We start from the raw sequence: 19,542 nt of genomic DNA on the forward strand, positions 1-19,542 counted from the left end.
GTATTGTTTACGCAACAAGGTTGCGTGGCCGGTAATGTAGGGAAAAGCCGTGCTCTGGTCAACTCCCTTTCTTCACTTTTCCGCTTGTTTAGCCAGTTTTACAGCAGTTTGTTGCTAAATTCGGCAATCAACAGCTCCCGGACGCATAAAGGATTATTTCAGGCAGTAATTCAACGGCGCGGAGTGCATAATAATGCGCTTATTATTGCATAACCATTGCTGAGGTCAGGTGTGAACACCTCCAAATCTGTTGCCGGGGCTACGCCATCAGGCACGAGCGCGCTATTTTTTATTCAAATCTTTGCCACGCTCGGTTTCGCCGTGCTCTATTCCACGCTGGTGCTCTACGCCACTAAACGCCTAGGCTTCAGTGAGAGCCAGGCTAACACCATGATGGGCGTATTCGGCGCGTTTAACTACGGCCTGCATCTGTTCGGCGGCTACCTTGGTGGACGCTACCTCAGTAACCGTAACCTGTTCGTACTGGGGATGGTGCTTCAGGTCGCCGGCTGCTGGGTGCTTTCCGGGCAGAGCGCGGAAGGTCTCTACTGGGGACTGGCAATGTTCCTGACCGGGAGCGGCCTTAACGTAACCTGCATCAACATGATGCTTACCCAGCGCTTTACACCAGAAGATAACCGCCGCGAAAGCGCTTTCCTCTGGAACTATGCCGGGATGAACCTCGGGTTCTTTATCGGCTTTACCGGGGCAGGCTACTTCCAGCTCACTGAACACTATGAAGCTCTGTTTCTGTTCGCGACGCTAGGCAATGCTGTCGCCATTGTTATTTCATTACTGCGCTGGAAAATCCTGCGTGATATCGATACGCCACTCCTTCACGTCAGTAAAAAGCAGTTCCGCCTGCGCATGCTTGCCGGTCTGGCCATCCTTGCCATTCTGGTGCCGTTAATCCGCATTATGCTGACTCATGCAGACTTTACCGGCAGCTTTGTGATCGGTCTTGGCGTGATGATCTTCCTGCTGTTCGGCTTTATCACGCTGCGGCACAAACCTTACGATGAGCGGCGCAGGATGAGCGCCTATCTGCTGCTGGCGATGGGATCCCTGGTATTCTGGATGCTCTATCAGCTGGCGCCGATGGGCCTGATGCTTTTTACCGAACACAATATCAATCTGAACGTTTACGGTATTCAGGTTGCGCCCCAGTGGGTTCAGAACATCAACACGCTGGTCATTGTTTTCGGCGGCCCGCTTCTGGCCGTGGGTTTTCGCAACCTGCGCGAGCGCGGCTGGCGTATTGATATCCCACTCCAGTTCGCCTCGTCGCTGTTTATTATTGGGCTTGGCATGCTGGTACTGCCGCTGGGTATCATGCTCGCCGGGGGTGATGGCATGGTGGCCTTCAAATGGATCGTTATCAGCTACGTGCTCCAGAGCATCGCCGAGCTGCTAATCTCGCCAATCGGCTACGCGATGATCGGTAAACTTGCCCCGGCGCGCTATCAGGGCGTGATGATGGGCTGCTGGATGATGGTAACGGGCGTGGCGTCAGTTCTGGCCGGGTATGTCTCAGGGATGATGCCGGAAAACAGCGGCAGCACGCCCGTGCTGACCAACCCCGGTTACAGCCACATCTTCACCTTACTCGGCTGGGGCAGTGCCGCCGTCGGCATGGTGATGCTGATGCTTATGCCGCTGTTGCGTAAGCTGATTCAGCCTTCCGTCACTCGCTGACACTCCGTTGGGATACGTCCGGTATCCCAACAGATTTTCCTTGCCAGCCGCTGCGTTTTCCCTGAGCCTGAAGAAAAAAGAGGAGACCCAACGTGGACGTCATTTTTTATCACCCATTCTTTAACCCCCAGACGTGGATAGAGGGTTTGCAGCAGCGTCTGCCCGCGGCCCGCGTTCGCGCGTGGACGCCCGGCGATACGGGCCATGCGGATTATGCGCTGGTGCGGCAGCCGCCGGAAGAGATGTTAAGGGGCCGCCAGGACCTGAAAGCCGTCTTTGCGCTGGGCGCGGGCGTGGATGATATTCTCAGCCAGCTTCGCCAGCATCCCGATCTGCTGGCCCCGGGCGTGCCGCTTTTCCGCCTTGAAGATACCGGGATGGCCCGCCAGATGCAGGAATATGCGCTCTATCATGTTCTCGGCTGGTTCCGCCGCTTTACGGAATACCAACAGCAAAAGCAGCAGGCATGCTGGCAACCTTTACCGGTGTATTCGCGTGAATCCTTTACCGTTGGCCTGCTGGGTGCGGGAGTGCTGGGCCGCAGCGTGGCAGACTGTCTGAAGGCGTGGGGTTTTCCCGTACGCTGCTGGAGCCGCTCTCCAAAGGCAATGCCGGATGTGACCAGCTTTTACGGCAACGACCAGCTGCATGACTTTCTGTCCGGTACGCAGGTACTGATTAATCTTCTTCCCAATACGCCTCAGACGGCAGGCATTATCAACCGCGATCTGATGAGTCAGCTAAAGGCGCAGGCCTTTATCCTTAATCTGGCGCGCGGTGCGCATCTGGTTGAGGCAGATCTGCTGGCCGCTCTGGAAGCAGGTGAGGTGAAGGCCGCCGCGCTGGATGTTTTCGAAAAGGAACCGCTGGATCAGCAGCACCCTTTCTGGCGACATCCCGATATTGCTATCACGCCGCATAATGCGGCTGTCACCTTGCCGGAGGAGGCTATGCAGTATATCGCCAGGGCTATCGCGCAGTTTGAAAAGGGTGAAATGCCTGCCGGCCAGGTCGATCTCAGCCGCGGCTATTAAGCTCACTCAGGGCAGGAATGGTGCTATTCTTGCCTGATGCAATCAGGAGAAAATTATGTACCCCGTTGACCTTCATATGCACACCGTTGCCAGTACCCATGCTTACAGCACGCTTCGTGATTACGTTCAGCAGGCGCAAACCTGCGGCGTGAAGCTGCTGGCGATCACCGACCATGGCCCGGATATGGCCGATGCGCCGCACTACTGGCATTTCGTGAATATGCGTGTCTGGCCGCGAATGGTTGAGGGGATAGGGATCCTGCGCGGTATCGAAGCCAACATCAAAAATGTTCAGGGTGAGATCGACTGTACCGGTCCGATGATGGGCGCGATGGACATCGTGGTGGCAGGCTTTCACGAGCCGGTTTTTGCGCCGCGTGACAAAGCGGTACATACCGAAGCGATGATTGCCGCCATGGCCAGCGGCAACGTCCATATTATCAGCCACCCGGGTAACCCAAGATATCCGGTTGATATTCCCGCCATCGCCGAAGCTGCCGCCAAATATGAGGTGGCGCTGGAGCTGAATAACTCCTCTTTTACCCATTCACGGGCAGGGAGCGAACCTAACTGCCGCGCCATTGTGGCGGCAGTGCGGGATGCCGGCGGGCTGATCTCCTGCGGCTCAGATTCTCATACCGCCTTTACGCTCGGTAATTTTGAACACTGCCTGCGGATTATGAAGGAAGTGGATTTTCCTGAGGATCGCGTATTAAATGTCACGCCCCGCCGGCTGCTGGATTTTCTGGAAAGACGTACGGGCCAAAAAATTGCTGAATTTGCCGATATGTGACGTTGTCACGCTTACCTCTGAATGGACTGACCGTTATGAATGAATTTTCCGTCATCTGCCGCATCCTCGGCTCGCTGTATAACCGGCAGCCTCAGGATCCGCTGCTGGTGCCGCTTTTTACCTTACTGCGCGAGGGGAAATTGCAGCAGCAGTGGCCTCTGGAGCAGGATGAACTGCTGACCCGCCTGCAACAAAACAGCGATCCACAGGCGCTGGCCGCCGACTACAATGCGCTCTTTGTTGGCAGTGACTGTAAGGTGCCGCCCTTCGGCTCTTACTGGGAGAACGGACCACAGGAGAGCGAAGTACGCGCTTTCTTACAAAGCAGGGGAATGCCGCTAAGCGAGGCACCAGCTGACCATATTGGCGCGCTGCTGCTGGCCGCATCATGGCTGGAAGACCGGTCGGAAGCTGACGAGGCTGAAGCGCAAATTACGCTGTTTGATGCGTTTATCATGCCCTGGTGCGGCCAGTTTCTCGGCAAGGTGGAAGCCCACGCCAGCACCGCTTTTTACCGTACGCTCGCGGCTCTGACGCGCGAGGCGATTCAGGCGATGCGTGACGAACTGGAAGAAGAAGGGGAGAACTGATCCCATTCCCGCCAGTTCAGAAAGCCCCGATGGTCAGGCTATTGCTGCGACAGTCGGGGCTTTTTTATCAGTAATGAAAAAAGGCCGGGGTGGTATTTTCCCCGGCCTTTGATCCAGTTATGTCAGCGGTTGATGGCTGTCACTCACTTGCGTTTCGCAAGGATTAACTCCACGATCTGTACAGTAATCTGTAAGATTACCAACGCGATCTTTAGCACCAAAAAGATGATGGCCAGAGTAATCACTGAGGCAATCTCCTTAGCCGGAGAGCACCGCACGTAGCTTATGCCTTTGATTTTACCCTCACTACGCGCATATGTGTGTACAGATGCAGAGCAGCACTCCTGGGTGGAGGCAAACCGGACAGCACCACCTGTATTCCGGTCGGATAAAATCTGATGCTGTGTTGCGCACTGATTAACCACCCAACAACTGTATACACATACAGTATATCATCATCCTTTTAATGCACAGAAAATTTATCGGCTTTTTTTTGAGCGGTTGACGATGTGACGAGAAGTGATAATATTAAAGTGTGTACAGATGCAAGCAGTACGTTCCGTAGCAGCCACCAACTGCAGCTGGAATAAGCAAAAAGCCCGATAACGTATCGGGCTTTTTTGCGTTTATTATTTCCCTTTGCGCCTGCTTGCAGCCGCTTGCCGCGCCGATCCTGAATGTCCACCGGGCAGGCTACAAAGCCGTTACCGTTGGAGGGCAGAACGCCCCTTCTTAGCGGTTACTTATCCATCCAGCAGGGTTCCGCCGCACCCAGCCTTGAGGCGGCGCGCGACCAGACAACCGGCGTGCCGGGCAGCCAGACCGGAGAGTGCAGCCGGTAGCCGATTCCCCACGGCGTGATTTCGGTTTCCACACTCTCGTCATAGGGCTGGGGCGAACCCAGGTTTTCAGTACGGGGCGCATCGGGGCAGGGAAAGCGGGTCAGCAGGCTGGCGGTTCTCGCCAGCGAAAGACGAGCGGTGAAACCAGTATTATGCAGGCGTCGCTGACGCATTCCCTCCAGCGCTGCCGCCGCCATCATATAGCCCGTGGCGTGATCGAGCGCCTGAACCGGTAGCGGCGCGGGCGAGGACCTGTGCACCCATTGCCGGTTGAGGTCCGCGATACCACAGGCCATCTGAACAAGGCTGTCGAACCCACGGCGGTTGCGCCAGGGACCGCTCCATCCCCAGGCATTCAGGGCAATATCAACCAGACCCGGTGATAACTTTTGCCGGGCTTCAGTATCGTAGCCCAGCGCACTGAGCGCATCGGCACGGTAGCCATGGACCAGGATGTCAGCCTTAGCAAGCAGCGTTTCGAAACGCTCGCGACCTGCGGCGGACTTCAGATCTAACCTGGCGCAGCGCTTGCCGAGGGTTAGCTCCTCCTCAAGCGACGGCTCTTCCCAGCCGGGCGGATCAAGGCGCAGCACCTCCGCGCCCAGCCCGGCGAGGAAGCGGGTGGCGACCGGCCCGGCAATTATCCGCGTCAGATCCAGTACGCGAACGCCGATAAGAGGACGGGCCGGGGAGAGTTGCCACGCCGGAGCCGGGGCTTCAGGCTGAAGCGCCTGCGCGATTAACGCTTCACTCGCCACGCTCACTCCCTGCGGATGCTGCTGCCATTGTGCCAGGCTGCGCATCTCAGCGGCACAGCCTCCGGCATCGACAATAGCCTGTTCCAGTGCCGTTTTATCCCAGACGCTGACGGCTTTTTCCACGCCGGCCCGGCTGGTGTGCTCGCCCAGCACCTGCGCCATCGCTGCCCGGTGATGGGGCAGATTGGTGTGCAGGCGGAGCCAGCCATTCCCCGCCTCATAATCGCCCGAAAAAGGGTCCCAGAGGTCAGGCACGGTACGGTTGAGGGGAATAAAAGAGCGCTGAAACCAGCGAGAGGCAAGGCGGTTGTTCACCTCTACCTGATGCGGAATGCCGGCCAGATCGGCGGCTGCCTGAGTGGCAAGCGCAATAGAGGCGCTGGCCAGTTCCGTTACGGGCCAGGCTGAACTGAAACGCTGCGTGCCGGTGAATTTCACCTCCGGCAGCGGCGTACTGGCCCTACGCAGGCCGGTCCAAAGCTGCTGCCAGAGCGCCGTCATTAACCCATTGTCCATTGCCGTCTCCCTCTTTCATCTGCCTTACACCTTAGCAACGAAAAGCGGGTTTTGCCTGGCACTAACGCTTGTAGCGAAATTTAAGCAGGCGGGCGTGCATCCGCAGGTTTCGCAGATTGATCACCGCAATCGCCGTACCCGCAATCACCAGCAGCGCGCCGGAAACTTTAAAGGCGTTCAGGCTGTCGCCCAGCACCACGACGCCCATCACTACCGATAAAACCGGCGTCAGCAGGGAGTAGGGCATGATCAGGTTAACGTTATAGTTTCTGAGCAGGCCATACCAGAGCGAGTAGGCGATGACAGAGGAGCCAATGGCACTGTAGAAAATGGCGAACCAGCCGCGCCAGGTGGCGTGCATCAGGCTCTCAATCTGGCCGCTTTCCAGCGTAAACGACGCCAGAGCCACTATCGGGATCGCCAGGAAGGAGAGCCAGCCGGTCATCGTCAGCGGCTTAATGCCGGGGGATTTTTTCACGATCATATTACTGATTGCCCAGCCTGCCGCACTGCATAGCAGCAGACACAGCACCCACCACGATGGGATGGTTGGGCTGCCCGCCAGCACAAACACGCCGGTCAGCGAGATAGCAATGCCCAGCATCTGTACCAGCGACAGCTTCTCTTTCAGAAGAATCATCGCCAGAATCATCGCAAATGGCGTACCGAGCTGCACCACGATGGCGGCAGTACCGGCATCGGTATATTTAAGCCCCACAAACAGCAGCGAAAAATGCATAAAGCCAAAGGTAAAGGCCAGCGGGATTAGGTAGCGCAGCTGTTGAAAGGTTATTCGCGTAAAGGGGATCAGAATTACGGCTACCACGACAAAGCGCATCATGGTCAGAAAGAGCGGGGGAAGATCAAGTAAACCCCATTTGATGGCAACGTTATTAAAAGCCCAGGTTGTTACCACAAATAAGATCAGGAAAAAATGACGCAGTGCCACAAGACAGTCCTTTTATGTGCGTTATATCACCTTTCTATGATGGCATGGTTTCCGCTTCTTTTGCGCCAGCCGCCGGGATTTTTTTCCACGCAAACCTTTCGCTTGTTGATAATAACGGACCGTTTTCAAACGCAAGCCATCGCGATTTCGTCACTCATCGCGCTGCTTTACTTGCGCCGTCACAGTTAACTATTCTTTGCTGGCGTCCTTAGCGTCAGACCTGTATATACTTCCTCTGCGTGCGGCAACGCCTGCGGTCAGCGCGCCCGTCTGTGCGATGGCTCACAATCTGCGTCTATTTTTCCTCTCCTTCTGGCTTGCTCACAGTTTCCGGCTCGCCCCTCTGACATGCTCACTGCATCCTTTGTGTTAACTGATGGTTAATACATTGTTACGCCTATGAAGTTGGAACCCTGAAGGAGAATAACGATGCGTTATGCATATCCGGGCAGCGATGATTCACTGGTTGTCCTTAAACCGCAGTATGGCAATTTCATCAATGGCGAGTTTGTGCCGCCGGTTAACGGACAATATTTCTCTAATACCTCACCCGTTAATGGTTCCGTTATTGGGCAGTTCCCCCGTTCCGACAAAGAAGATGTGGAAAAAGCCCTCGACGCCGCGCACGCTGCGGCTGACGCCTGGGGGAAAACTTCCGTTCAGGCCCGCTCGCTGATCCTGCTGAAAATTGCCGACAGGCTTGAGGAGAATCTGGAATATATCGCCGTCAACGAAACCTGGGATAACGGCAAGCCGGTACGGGAAACGCTGGCGGCGGATCTGCCGCTGGCAGTCGACCATTTCCGCTATTTTGCGGGCTGCCTGCGCGCGCAGGAAGGATCGGCGGCGGAAATCGATGAATTTACGGCCGCCTATCACTTCCATGAACCGCTGGGCGTGGTGGCGCAGATCATCCCCTGGAACTTTCCGCTGCTGATGGCGGCCTGGAAACTTGCTCCGGCCCTGGGCGCGGGTAACTGCGTGATCCTGAAACCCGCCGAGCAGACACCGCTCTCCATTACGCTGTTCGTGGAACTGATTGCCGATTTACTGCCGCAGGGAGTACTGAACGTGGTGCACGGCTTTGGCCGTGAGGCGGGTGAGGCGCTGGCGGGTAATTCCCGTATCGCCAAAGTGGCTTTCACCGGATCTACCGCCACCGGCGGGCACATTCTGGAACTGGCGGCCAAAAACCTGATCCCCTCCACCGTCGAACTGGGCGGTAAGTCACCGAATATCTTTTTTGAAGATATCATGCAGGCTGAACCTTCCTTTATCGAGAAAGCAGCAGAAGGCGTGGTGTTAGGGTTCCTCAATCAGGGCGAGGTCTGTACTTGTCCTTCCCGTGCGCTGGTGCAGGAATCGATCTATGAACCTTTTATGCAGGCCGTTATGAAAAGGGTGAAAACCATTCAGCGTGGCGATCCTATGGATACGGCAACCATGGTCGGCGCACAGGCTTCCCAGCAGCAGTTTGATAAAATCCTTTCCTACCTGGAAATTGCGCAGCAAGAAGGGGCCGAAGTGCTTGCTGGTGGCGGCATTGAGAAACTGGAGGGGGAGCTGTCAACCGGCTACTACATCCAGCCGACGCTGCTAAAGGGAGACAACAGCATGCGCGTCTTCCAGGAGGAGATTTTCGGACCGGTGATAGGGATCACCACCTTTAAAGACGAGGCTGAAGCGATTGCCATCGCCAATGATTCGATCTACGGCCTGGGCGCCGGCGTCTGGACGCGGGATATCAACCGGGCTTACCGGGTGGGGCGGGCGCTGAAGGCGGGGCGGGTCTGGACAAACTGCTACCATCTTTATCCGGCACACGCGGCCTTTGGCGGCTATAAGAAGTCCGGTATTGGGCGTGAAACCCACAAGATGATGCTGGATCACTATCAGCAAACCAAAAACCTGCTGGTCAGCTACAGCGTCCAGCCGCTCGGCTTTTTCTGATGCATGCCTGAGCGCCCGGTCCAGGTCACCCTGCGGGCCGGGCGCTCAGCTTCGTTTTATCTCTTGCCGGTTATCACTTTTCTGCTCCCACACAGCGCCAGCTATCCCCACCGCTGGCGCGAGTAGCGTTTTATGGGAACTCTTTCTTAGCGGAAAGCAGCTTGCCGATTTGCGCTTCCGGCACTGCCTGGGAGAAAAGATAACCCTGAAGCTGATTGCATCCCGCCTCGGCCAGTACGGCCATCTGGCCGCTGGTCTCCACGCCTTCTGCGGTAACCGTCAGCCCCATCGCCTGACCCAGTTTGATCACCGATTCAATAATGGCGCCTGAGTTCTCGGTGACGCCCAGCGACTGGGTGAACGAGCGGTCAATTTTGATTTTATCGACGGAAAAGTGGCTGAGATAGTTCAGGCTGGAATAGCCGGTACCAAAGTCGTCCAGCGCGATGCGGAATCCCGCTTCACGAAGACTGGCCATAATTTCCTGCGCGCTTTTTTCATCCTCAATCAGTACGCCTTCGGTGATCTCCAGCTCAATACGTGATGGCAGCGTATTCTCCTCCTTCACGATAGCCTTCACCCGTTCGACAAACCCCGCCGCCCTGAACTGTAGCGGCGAAACGTTGACCGCAATGGTTAACGCCGGCCAGGCCAGCGATACCCGGCACGCTTCACGCAGCACCCACTCGCCTACCTGGATAATCAGCCCCATCTCTTCGGCCAGCGGAATAAATTCGCCGGGAGAAATGGCGCCGTGGACGGGGTGATTCCAGCGCATCAGCGCCTCCAGCCCGACCACCTCTTTCCCGGAAATATCCATCAGCGGCTGATAGTAGACCGCCAGATCCTGTTTGTTTTGCAGCGCCATACGCAGATCGGAAGCGACCTGCTGGCGTGTTTTCAGTGATTCATCCATGACCCTTTCAAACAGCTGATACTGTCCGCGTCCCTGGCTTTTTGCTTCATAAAGTGCAATATCCGCTTTACGCATCATCTCACTGCGGTCGATCGCGTCGTCAGGAGCCATCGACACGCCGATGCTGACGCCAATCCAGGTTTCGCTACCCAGCAACGTGAACGGCAGAGAGAGGGCCGCGATGATCCGCTCGCACAGCGCCTGTGCGACGTCGGGAGTGCGGATGTTGGGCACCACGACGACAAATTCATCACCGCCCAGCCGGCCAACGGTATCTTTCTCCGAAACCAGTCCGTTCAGGCGGTGTCCCACTTCGATAATTAACTCATCCCCGGCGTGATGCCCGTAGGTGTCATTAACCAGCTTAAAGCGGTCGAGATCCAACAGTAACAGCGCGATATGTTCATCACTGCGCGTCATCTTGCCCAGAGCCTGAGTGAGGCGCTCTTCCACCAGTGCCCGGTTGGGCAGGCCGGTCAGCACGTCATGGAATGCCAGGTGCTGGGCCTGCGCTTCGCTGGCGCTCAGCTGGAGCAAAGACTGGGAAAGCGTCAGCGAAGAGAGCCAGAGACGACGCAGCATAACGGCGCAGATCAGGGCGATGATCAGGACGACGATAAAAACCAGTGGGCCGAGCAGATGCAGCATACGCGTACCGGGCTGGTCAGGCTGCCAGGCGAGATACCCCAGCGGTTGACCTTCCCGGCTGGTTAGCAGGTAGTTTGCGCCTTTGCGGGTGGGATTGCCGTCCACATAGCGAAGCGCCTTGAGCAAACTGCGCTGAGAGAGGGAATCCAGATAGTGGCGGTCGAGGTATTTAACGCTGACGAGGGTAAAGCGCCCGGGCTGGCCCTGGTCACCCGCTATTTTGCCTGCGGCTATAACGACGGGGCGCTTATCAATCAGCGTAAAATCGATAGCCTGATGGCGCTCGCCGTCGCCGGAAGTCTTCGCGGTGAAGGTATTAAGTAAATGGGCGACCGACGGCTGCAAATGCGCAAACTGCTCAGGCGGTACATTTTTGCCATTCTCCCATCGATAGAGCGGTTTTCCTGCCTGATCCAGTATGTAAACCAGCTGGTGGCCAAACATTGAAGATAGCCAGTCTCCCACGTTCTGATTGAGCCAGAGCGTATCCTGCGGATTAGTGGCTAAATGCTGTCCCAGCGGCAGCCAGAGCGCCAGGCTGCGGTGCTGTTCAATCATCTCCTCAAGACTTTGCGAAAGAGACGTTCTGATGATCTGCTGCTGCTGGGCAGCCGCATCGGCGTTGCTTCTGGCCGTTGCCCAGAAGACGGTAAAACTGGCGGCGATAAAGGTAATCGCCAGCACCAGCACCAGTGGCAGAAGGATCTCACGCAGAAAGTGAGCGCGAAAGTTGTCTGTTATTTTCATCTTTTTTATCAACCTTTTCTGCGCCTGTAGCGCGGCGTTCATCCCTCTTTGAGGCTAGCATAAAAACCGTTTAACCGGTTCAGGCTCCCCCTGGCGGGGGCTCCTGTATTTTTCAGCATTGTTATCAGCGCTTCCTGGCGAAGGCATTAATGTTTTTTAACCTTATCGGGGCAGATTTATGACCTGATAACGGGGCCCCGTTACAAACCGACGGTCACTCATTCTTATCCACTTTGTCGGCCAGCTTTGCCTGACGCCAGTTCAGCAGCGGCGTGACGGAAATCCCGTGTATCACCACGCTGGCGACGACCAGAGTAAAAGCCATATTCGCCATCCGCGTGGCTTCATCCCCGGCAAGTCCGTGCGTATAGGCCCAGGCGGTGTAGTTAATGCTGCCGATGCCCCGGATCCCCAACCATCCCAGCGCCAGTCGCTGTCTTGGCAGCGTCTTCGTTCCCATGGTGACAAGCCATACGGAGAGAGGGCGAATAACCACAAAGAGCAGGGCGGCCATTATCAGCCCTTCGGGGTCCCAGTGCTGCGCCAGCGTCACGCCCAGCACGATAATAATGATGGCGGCCAGCAGCCGTTCGACCGTATCGCCAAACGACAGCGCATCGCCGACGATCAGGCCGGCTGAACTGGCAGGAGTGGTTTCCCCCTTTTCATGCCGGATATGGGGATTGATCATAACTTCCGCAGGTGGGCGGTGTGCGCTGTCTGTAAAGCTGTCCGCGGGCAGGCGATAAGTCACCCGCACCTCGGCGCGGCGTAGTCCGACGCCAGCGGCAAAGGCGGCCAGGAAGCCTGATGCATCCACTTCCTGCGCGAGAGAATAGCAGAGGGCGATCAGCGCCAGCGCCAGACAATCATTAGGCGCCACATCCTGATGCGCATGCCGTAAATGAGTGACGTACTGACCGACAAAGCGGCCCATGATAAAGCCGATACCTACTCCGCCCAGGATAGCCCACAGCAGGTCAACCAGCGCCCAGTGCCCTAATGCTTCCAGCGTAAAGCCGTCGGGGCTGGTCATCAGCAGCATCGCCAGCATCAGCAACGGCAGGGCCGTGCCGTCATTCATCCCCGCTTCGCTGGAAAGCGATACGCGCAGGTTGTCATCATCGCGGGCGTCGTTAACGGAAATCAGACTGGCCAGGACCGGGTCGGTCGGCGCCACAATCGCCCCAAACGCCAGGGACATTAGCCACGACAGGCCGAAGAGATAGTGTGAAGCGAGCGTTACGCCACCTACCGTCAGCAACATACCGGGAAAAGCCAGCCGCAGCCCGGTTTTCCAGCCCGGACTTTTCAGCGGCATTCTCAGCTTGAGGCCGGTAATAAAGAGCGAGGCGGCCATGGCGATTTCAGTCAGATTTTTTGTCAGCTCAGCGTGGGCGGCGATATCTATTCGCAGCTGGTCGAGCACCCAGGGCCCGCAGATCACGCCAGTGGCCAGATAAACGGCAAATACCGTCACCGGGCCCCGTTTAATCCAGCCGGAGGCCAGCGTCATCAATAAAAGTAATCCGCCGACGGCGGCGGTCCAGCCAAGAAAGCCCATCTTTCCTTTTCTCCTCTGTTTTTCGTTAACAGTATGGACGCTATCGGGAAAGCGCACCGGGTAGCTGGCTGAAAAGAGCCCCTTATCAGAATAAAAGAAGGGCCTTTCACGCCTGAAGCGGTCTCTTTTGCCCGCCTGCTGAGAGGCGTTACACTTTCTGTGCCGTAAACCTGCCCGTCCGGTCGGCAACCATTGTCATGACGCCGCCAGAGGTATACTGTTAGCAGACTCATTTTTTGTCACCGCTGGCGCTTGCCTGCCGGTGATTCTTCGCTAAATCGAGGTTGTCTTGTCCACTCTCTCTCTCAGCCAGCGTCCACGACGTCTGCGCCAGACCCCATCGCTTCGCACCCTTTTTCAGGAATCCTCACTGAGCATCAACGATCTGGCGCTGCCGATCTTTGTTGAGGAGGGCCTTGATGACTACAAAGCGATTCAGGCCATGCCGGGCGTGATGCGCATTCCCGAAAAGCGTCTGGCGTACGAAATTGAACGTATTGCCAAAGCCGGCATCCGTTCCGTTATGACCTTCGGCATTTCTCACCATACTGATGCGGATGGCAGCGATACCTGGCAGGAGAATGGGCTGGTCTCCCGCATGTCACGTATCTGCAAAGATGCCGTGCCGGAAATGATCGTTATGTCCGATACCTGCTTTTGCGAATACACCACGCACGGACATTGTGGCGTACTGCACGATCACGGCGTGGACAACGATGCGACACTCGTTAACCTGGGCAGGCAGGCCGTTGCCGCCGCGCGTGCCGGGGCAGATTTTATCGCCCCCTCCGCCGCGATGGACGGTCAGGTCGCCGCTATTCGTCAGGCGCTGGATGAAGCCGGATTTACCCAGACGGCGATCATGTCCTACTCCACCAAGTTCGCTTCCTCTTTCTACGGCCCGTTCCGTGAAGCCGCGGGTACCTCGCTGAAGGGCGATCGTAAGACTTACCAGATGAACCCGATGAATCGCCGCGAGGCGCTTCGGGAGTCGCTAATCGATCAGGCCGAAGGTGCAGATGCCCTGATGGTGAAACCGGCGGGGGCTTATCTGGATATTATTCGCGACGTGCGTGAACATACCAATCTGCCGCTGGCCGCCTATCAGGTGAGCGGTGAGTACGCGATGATTAAATTTGCCGCGCAGGCTGGCGCTATCAGCGAGCAGGATGTGGTGCTGGAAAGCCTGGGCGCCATCAAACGCGCCGGTGCCGATTTGATCTTCAGCTACTTCGCGCTCGATCTGGCTGAGAAAAAACTGCTGTAGTTCTTCTGGTTAAAAAACGCTGAAGTAGGGTTTTGTTTGCTGGCAGCGTGGCTGCTCAGTGAGTACAGGCCGATCGTAAAGACGCAAAAGGCGTCGTCCCTGACAGCTTGGCCCGCGCCGTCCATGGCGCGGGACGCTTTACTTTCCGGCCTGTACTCCCTTCGCTTTGACATTATTCGTCGCCTGAACCCCTCCTCAGACCGGTTTTTTAACCGGCGTGGAGCGAATTACTCCACCACCTCCGAAATCCATTTTACCGGCGTGATATTGCTGAAGTTGGCGACGTCGGCAACCAGTTCGTCAGCGTGGCCCTCCATGCCTTTTTCCAGATCCTCCAGCGAGGCGCAGAAAATGTGGCAGCCTGCAACATAAGGCACCGGGCTGCCATCCTGGCTGGCGATGATTTTATCGATAGACCAGGAGTGGCAGTAGTCACCCATGCGTTCCTTAATAAGCGGCAGGTGCACGTCACGGTAGTAATCATGGTCGAAGGTGCCGTTTTCAATGTTCGGATACATCACGCTGTATTTAATCAAAATAATACCTCTGTTGCGGTTTAGCCGTCCTCACAGTATAGCGAGCCTTGAAGCGGATGGATTAGCGCTCCGGGCCTGGCTGGCCACTTTCTCTGTAACGGGACGTTAAGGCATTCATCGTCATTTACAGGTTGTTAAGCAACTCTTACTTAATTACAACATACTGAGGGCTTATCTGGCCGTGCCAGTCCGCTGCTGAGGCCGCTTATTCGATGTGCTGGCTGAAGCGAAGAAGGTAGCCATCCGGATCCTGAACCAGAAACTCTCTCTGGCAGGCTTCCGTCTCCCCCGTACTGTAGTAACTATCACGAAGCGTACGGTAGAGTGGAACATCATGGGCCTGCAGACGAGCCACAATGGGTTCAACCTCATCCACTTCAATCTGAAAATTGATGCCCCGGCCCAGCGGATGCACAAGGTCTGCGGTATTCCAGCCTTGTGGATGCTGCTGCTCCAGCATCAGCTGCGCCTCGCCGAAACAGATATAGGCAAATTCCGGCTCGTTGCGCCTTATCATGACGGTAAAGCCGAGGACATCGACGTAAAAATGGAGGGAAGCAGGAAAATCCGTTACGGTCAGTTCGGGAACCATCGCGTTCCAGTACGTCGCTTTGCCATCCGCCATTACAGTCTCCTTTTTCAACTGAAGCTACCTGCGTTAAACAATGTGCACTCTCTTTGCGGTGACATCCGGCAGGCCTGACAAATCCCCCTGACAGCCAGCACAGCCGTGCCGGGAATGGCGGGCTGCACCTGGCTCAAACGTCAGAATTATTTCACGGACAAGCTGGTTGGGCTTTCGCCGCCAAAAGCGACAGGTAAAACGCTTTTCCGACGAAACCACATCGCAAAGAAACCTACGATCAGTAAAAACTCTGCCAGATCGCCACCGTAATACATCCATTGTGCCGCGCTCTGAATTTCAGTCAGGCTGGCCGGCGTCCCCTGCGGATAGCCATAAGCAAACATCAGTTTTCCGAGCACCGCGTGGGCAGCCGTTGCGACAAAAACCACCGAGAGACGGGTAACCCAACCAGGACGGCGCGGCGCAGGGTCTGGCCCGGCGATGGACCAGGTAAAAAGGTAGCCTGAGAGCACAAAATGCAGATGGAGAAAAATAAACAGGCCAGGGTGGGACATGCAGTGGAGATAGAGCGGCGTCAGGTAGAGCAGATACATGCCGCCAATATCGAGAAAAGCAGCCGTTACCGGATGGATCAAAAACCGGACCGGCCTGACATTGAGAAAGCTCATCACACGGCGCGCGGCCTGCGGAGGAATGCTGCGCAGTAACAGGGTACCGGGAGCGCCAAAAACGAGCCCGAGCGGGCCGAACATGCCCAGAAACAGGTGCTGGACCATATGGCCGCGCAAATCCTGATGCGCCCATATAGCCAGAGGCGGGAGCATGGCAGCAATAATAAGCGCTGTCCCGGCGCTATAGCTCGCGATGCGCCAGAGACTCCATCCGGATCTTTTACGTAGCCGGACGGCAGCCATCAGGTAAAGGCAAAGCAGTAGCGCAGGCAGGATCACTAATAACACCAGCAGTAGCGTTGATCCCCCCATGCTGCCGTGATGTGTCATCGGCTCCATGGTTTATTTTCCCGTGCGGCGTCGTGCCGCCGCGCGTGAACGGCGTAAAATCAGGAAGCCAGTCAGCAGCAGCAGCAGGCCAAAACCGTTCCATGCCAGATCGTAGGGCAGAATATTGTCAACGTAGCGAATCTGATGCAGCCCGAGGAGCTTATGGTCGATGATGCCGTCAAAGAGCTGAAAGCCGCCCATCCCTAAAAAGAAACCTGCCCAGGCAGAGGACTTATCCAGCGCACCGCTTGTCCGCAGGTTGTGGAACATAAAAAAGCCGAGCACAAAAAAGATCAGCTCTGCCGAATGCAGCAAGCCATCCGAGAACAGGGCGAACATGGGCGTGGACCAGTCAAAAAAATGGTGCCATGCCAGCATCTGATGAAACACGATTTCATCGATGGCCGCCATCATACCGACGCCAAGCGGAAGGGTGGCAAGCAGTGAGCGGCGCAAATCGGTGTTGTTTGTCGTGGAAGAAGAGGACACAGCATTCTCCTGTTGATGGCCTGTTACTGTTAAGCAGAGCGAATAAATAACAGTAGTTGAGTCAGGCAGGAGTTCAATTCTGACGGCGCTTATTTTTAAGCTTACTCACTGTTTTTGCCCATTAAACAGGTTGCAGTGAATGCGCGCTATTTATCCATTCCCCTGCATTATTATTTAAATCCTGACGCCAGGAGACAAAAGTAATGCCGGTCGAGGGTCGGGGAAGCTGAACCGGCATTTAGGCGCGTCGGGATTATTTATCGTCTGCCGGCTGGCTTTGCAGAAAGTGGTAGGAGGCGCCTAACATCCCGGAGTCATTACCGTAGGTTGCGGCTTCAATACGAATATCGATACCATACTTATCCAGACGCGCGGCAAGTTCGTCCAGGAAAGGCTTGCGCTCAGTAATGCCGCCACCGATAAAAATGGTTTGGGGATCGAATACGCTGGCAAGGTTATAGAGGCAGGCAGAGAGATCCTCATAAAAATCATTCACCACCCTTTTAGCAATATCGTCGTCATTATCAGACGCATCGAACACATCTTTGCCGGTTATCTCATCAACGGGCTTTTTCACCTGCTGAGCGTAATTTTCCCGTAGCGCCGTCATGGTGCAGCTGCTCCCCATGGTATGAGGCGCAATATCGCTGTTGTCAGGGCGCGAGGTTAGCAGGCAACCAAACTCTCCGGCACGATTCCGGCTGCCGCGGATCAGGGCGCCGTTACAGAACGCCGCGCCGCCTAAGCCGGTACCGATAGTCAGCATCAGAAAATCGTTGAGCTGCTGAGCATTTCCTAACCAGCGTTCCGCCAGCAGGGCACAATGCGCATCGTTCTCAACGCTGACGGGCAGGGAGGTTTTTTCTTCCAGCCACTGCTGCAGAGGGAACTGGTCAAATTCCGGAATGGTACCGCCCATAGAGATAAAGCCTGTCCCGGGATCGACATATCCCGGCGTACTGACCGCGATGCCGGCGCAGGAGGGATTTTTTTTCAGCCAGGCCATAATCTCTTCCAGGATTTTTCCCCGGGATTGCTGGGCAATATCCACGCTGTCACTCTCTAAAATTTCTCCGCGGGCATTAGTTACTCCCATTTTTAACGAGGTTCCACCAATATCGAAAGCCGCAATGTCCATAAATTTCACCAATAAGTGATAAGAGTGGATTAATTATAGCGCTTTATAATAACCCGGCTTATCTGTTAGCAGGCTGAAAACTATTATCAGCAAAATCTTAAAACAACGCGTTATTTAAATAAGTGTAAATATTCTGGTTATTTTTAATATTCACATGGCGCGAAAAGAGCACGGGCAAATATGAGTATTCGCTAGTTAATATCGGGCGAAGTGCCTCAATTGCCGTATGCCTGGACTCCTGAGCGTCTGTTTCCCTGAGAAAAAGGGTCGGCCGTACCGGGAGAACGCCTGACCAGCGGCCCTTAACGGCGGAAAACCATCTTTTTTCATTGCGCCTTATGCCGGTAGAAGCGAAACTTTTTCCTGCACACGCTTATCCGAACTGTCCATTGCCGTTCAGGGGAACATTATGGATCACCCATCTTCACAAACTGTCATTAGCCTTTATGAAAGGCACTGCGCGGCCTTTGAAAAAATGCGCCCGGCGACCCTGCTGGAAAAGAGCTGGCTCGACAGCTTTGCCCAGGCTGTCCAGCCTGGCGGACATATTCTGGACATGGGGTGTGGCAATGACACACCGGTTGCGCAATACCTTTTCGGCCTGGGATTTCAGGTGACCGGGATAGATTCATCTTCCTCAATGATTGCCCGGTGCCGCGAAAAATTTGCGGATAATACCTGGATAGTTGCTGATATGCGGGAACTGGATCTCAAACGTAAGTTCGACGGCATCCTTGCCTGGGACAGCTTTTTCCACCTCGCCCGCACCGGCCAGCGTCAGATGTTTGATATTTTTTCTGCTCATGCCAACAACGGGGCGGCTCTGATGTTTAACTCTGGCCCAGCGGATGGCGAAGCCATCGGGGAGTTTAAGGGCGAACCGCTTTATCATTCCAGCCTTGCCGCCGATGAATACCGCGCTTTAATGCAGCAATCGGGTTTCCGGGTCATTAAACACGCTGTTGAAGATCCGCTATGTGGCGGGCGCACGATCTGGCTGGCGGAGAAGCATGACTAAATTTCCGGCCTGATGCAGGCAGAGAATGGCCCGGCAAAAGTCACGGCGCCGGACAGCTTTTATTAACCGACAGAAAAAATAGCTTACAGACCGAAGACCGCTTCGATTTCTATCTTCAGGTCGGGTGAGAAAAGCCGGCTTACCTCAACCAGTGAGCTGGCGGGAAGGGCATCGCCATAGTTGCGGTAAAGCACTTCACGCAGCGCAGCAATTTCCTCAAAAGAGGTGATGAAAATTGTCACCTTAATCAGCGAAGAAAAATCGGTGCCCTCGGCCTGAGCCACTTTCCTTATCTGACTGAAGACTTCCTCCGCCTGCTCAGCAATACCGGCGTGTTGCGCGGCGGTGCCAAATGCGGTCAGGCCTGAAATATACAGCGTATGCAGATGCTTCACCGCGTGAACGTAGGGTGCTTTAACTTCACCCAGCTCAGGATAATTTTTACGTTCTACCTTATTCATACCGTTCTCCCCGTCAAGGTTAAAAGCACGCGAATATTATCATC

The 19,542-nt window shown here is 55.6% G+C and carries 18 protein-coding genes; 8 read left to right on the forward strand and 10 right to left on the reverse strand.

What is annotated here, in order from left to right; translation table 11 throughout:
- From AAH446_RS00005 to AAH446_RS00025, 5 genes are all read left to right on the forward strand, one after another.
- On the forward strand, positions 1-213 hold a 213-nt coding region (locus AAH446_RS00005), incomplete at its 5' end, for a hypothetical protein (protein WP_342904688.1).
- A gap of 18 nt (positions 214-231) precedes the next feature.
- Positions 232-1,695: a peptide MFS transporter gene (locus tag AAH446_RS00010; RefSeq protein ID WP_342904689.1), complete on the forward strand. Its 1,464-nt coding sequence runs from the start codon at positions 232-234 to the stop codon at positions 1,693-1,695.
- Positions 1,696-1,787: 92 nt separating this feature from the next.
- Positions 1,788-2,729: a glyoxylate/hydroxypyruvate reductase GhrA gene (gene ghrA, locus AAH446_RS00015; protein WP_342904690.1), complete on the forward strand. Its 942-nt coding sequence runs from the start codon at positions 1,788-1,790 to the stop codon at positions 2,727-2,729.
- Positions 2,730-2,784: 55 nt separating this feature from the next.
- Complete coding sequence (locus AAH446_RS00020; protein ID WP_342904691.1) at positions 2,785-3,522, forward strand: phosphatase; 738 nt, start codon at positions 2,785-2,787, stop codon at positions 3,520-3,522.
- Positions 3,523-3,557: 35 nt separating this feature from the next.
- Positions 3,558-4,112 (forward strand): TorD/DmsD family molecular chaperone, encoded by a 555-nt coding sequence (locus tag AAH446_RS00025; protein ID WP_342904692.1) that lies wholly within the window; start codon positions 3,558-3,560, stop codon positions 4,110-4,112.
- Positions 4,113-4,851: 739 nt separating this feature from the next.
- On the opposite strand, the gene AAH446_RS00030 is transcribed toward AAH446_RS00025, so the two are convergent.
- Together AAH446_RS00030 and AAH446_RS00035 are read right to left on the reverse strand one after the other, a co-directional pair.
- Positions 4,852-6,228 (reverse strand): CoA transferase, encoded by a 1,377-nt coding sequence (locus tag AAH446_RS00030; protein ID WP_342904693.1) that lies wholly within the window; start codon positions 6,226-6,228, stop codon positions 4,852-4,854.
- Positions 6,229-6,289: 61 nt separating this feature from the next.
- The gene (locus AAH446_RS00035; protein WP_342904694.1) at positions 6,290-7,177 is read right to left on the reverse strand and encodes a DMT family transporter; all 888 of its coding nucleotides are present in this window, start codon (positions 7,175-7,177) and stop codon (positions 6,290-6,292) included.
- Positions 7,178-7,606: 429 nt separating this feature from the next.
- Here AAH446_RS00035 and exaC point away from each other — a divergent pair, with 429 nt between their 5' ends.
- Entirely contained in the window at positions 7,607-9,127 is a 1,521-nt protein-coding gene (gene exaC, locus AAH446_RS00040; RefSeq protein WP_342904695.1) for an acetaldehyde dehydrogenase ExaC, read from the forward strand.
- Positions 9,128-9,257: 130 nt separating this feature from the next.
- On the opposite strand, the gene AAH446_RS00045 is transcribed toward exaC, so the two are convergent.
- Entirely contained in the window at positions 9,258-11,438 is a 2,181-nt protein-coding gene (locus AAH446_RS00045; protein WP_342904696.1) for a bifunctional diguanylate cyclase/phosphodiesterase, read from the reverse strand.
- A gap of 214 nt (positions 11,439-11,652) precedes the next feature.
- Positions 11,653-13,002 (reverse strand): cation:proton antiporter, encoded by a 1,350-nt coding sequence (locus AAH446_RS00050; RefSeq protein WP_342904697.1) that lies wholly within the window; start codon positions 13,000-13,002, stop codon positions 11,653-11,655.
- Positions 13,003-13,291: 289 nt separating this feature from the next.
- On the opposite strand from AAH446_RS00050, the gene hemB reads away from it, so the two are divergent.
- A complete protein-coding gene (gene hemB / locus AAH446_RS00055; RefSeq protein ID WP_342904698.1) occupies positions 13,292-14,269 on the forward strand; it encodes a porphobilinogen synthase in 978 nt (325 codons plus the stop codon).
- Between the two features lie 227 nt (positions 14,270-14,496).
- Here hemB and AAH446_RS00060 read toward each other — a convergent pair whose 3' ends face one another.
- The 5 genes from AAH446_RS00060 to AAH446_RS00080 all read right to left on the reverse strand — a co-directional run bounded on the left by AAH446_RS00060 (position 14,497) and on the right by AAH446_RS00080 (position 18,019).
- A complete protein-coding gene (locus AAH446_RS00060; protein WP_342904699.1) occupies positions 14,497-14,805 on the reverse strand; it encodes an EthD family reductase in 309 nt (102 codons plus the stop codon).
- Between the two features lie 205 nt (positions 14,806-15,010).
- Complete coding sequence (locus tag AAH446_RS00065) at positions 15,011-15,430, reverse strand: bleomycin resistance protein (protein WP_342904700.1); 420 nt, start codon at positions 15,428-15,430, stop codon at positions 15,011-15,013.
- 146 nt (positions 15,431-15,576) lie between these two features.
- Positions 15,577-16,401 (reverse strand): cytochrome c oxidase assembly protein, encoded by an 825-nt coding sequence (locus AAH446_RS00070; RefSeq protein ID WP_342904701.1) that lies wholly within the window; start codon positions 16,399-16,401, stop codon positions 15,577-15,579.
- Between the two features lie 3 nt (positions 16,402-16,404).
- Positions 16,405-16,881, reverse strand: a complete 477-nt coding sequence (locus AAH446_RS00075; RefSeq protein ID WP_342904702.1) for a DUF2243 domain-containing protein — start codon at positions 16,879-16,881, stop codon at positions 16,405-16,407.
- A gap of 253 nt (positions 16,882-17,134) precedes the next feature.
- Positions 17,135-18,019, reverse strand: a complete 885-nt coding sequence (locus AAH446_RS00080; RefSeq protein ID WP_342904703.1) for an ROK family protein — start codon at positions 18,017-18,019, stop codon at positions 17,135-17,137.
- Between the two features lie 409 nt (positions 18,020-18,428).
- On the opposite strand from AAH446_RS00080, the gene AAH446_RS00085 reads away from it, so the two are divergent.
- Positions 18,429-19,037: a class I SAM-dependent DNA methyltransferase gene (locus tag AAH446_RS00085; protein ID WP_342904704.1), complete on the forward strand. Its 609-nt coding sequence runs from the start codon at positions 18,429-18,431 to the stop codon at positions 19,035-19,037.
- Between the two features lie 83 nt (positions 19,038-19,120).
- Here the strand turns inward: AAH446_RS00085 and AAH446_RS00090 are convergent, their stop codons facing one another.
- Positions 19,121-19,498 (reverse strand): RidA family protein, encoded by a 378-nt coding sequence (locus AAH446_RS00090; RefSeq protein ID WP_342904705.1) that lies wholly within the window; start codon positions 19,496-19,498, stop codon positions 19,121-19,123.
- Between the last annotated feature and the right edge of the window lie 44 nt (positions 19,499-19,542).

This window comes from Erwinia psychrophila, from assembly GCF_039023475.1.
Classification (GTDB): domain Bacteria; phylum Pseudomonadota; class Gammaproteobacteria; order Enterobacterales; family Enterobacteriaceae; genus Erwinia.

Bases quoted from the DNA above. Each gene is read 5' to 3' on its own strand.
- AAH446_RS00070 (WP_342904701.1), bottom strand. From the start codon at position 16,401: ATGGAGCCGATGACACATCACGGCAGCATGGGGGGATCAACGCTACTG.
- AAH446_RS00050 (WP_342904697.1), bottom strand. From the start codon at position 13,002: ATGGGCTTTCTTGGCTGGACCGCCGCCGTCGGCGGATTACTTTTATTG.
- exaC (WP_342904695.1), top strand. From the start codon at position 7,607: ATGCGTTATGCATATCCGGGCAGCGATGATTCACTGGTTGTCCTTAAA.
- AAH446_RS00020 (WP_342904691.1), top strand. From the start codon at position 2,785: ATGTACCCCGTTGACCTTCATATGCACACCGTTGCCAGTACCCATGCT.
- AAH446_RS00080 (WP_342904703.1), bottom strand. From the start codon at position 18,019: ATGGACATTGCGGCTTTCGATATTGGTGGAACCTCGTTAAAAATGGGA.
- AAH446_RS00065 (WP_342904700.1), bottom strand. From the start codon at position 15,430: ATGGCGGATGGCAAAGCGACGTACTGGAACGCGATGGTTCCCGAACTG.
- AAH446_RS00045 (WP_342904696.1), bottom strand. From the start codon at position 11,438: ATGAAAATAACAGACAACTTTCGCGCTCACTTTCTGCGTGAGATCCTT.
- AAH446_RS00090 (WP_342904705.1), bottom strand. From the start codon at position 19,498: ATGAATAAGGTAGAACGTAAAAATTATCCTGAGCTGGGTGAAGTTAAA.
- AAH446_RS00025 (WP_342904692.1), top strand. From the start codon at position 3,558: ATGAATGAATTTTCCGTCATCTGCCGCATCCTCGGCTCGCTGTATAAC.
- AAH446_RS00030 (WP_342904693.1), bottom strand. From the start codon at position 6,228: ATGGACAATGGGTTAATGACGGCGCTCTGGCAGCAGCTTTGGACCGGC.
- AAH446_RS00085 (WP_342904704.1), top strand. From the start codon at position 18,429: ATGGATCACCCATCTTCACAAACTGTCATTAGCCTTTATGAAAGGCAC.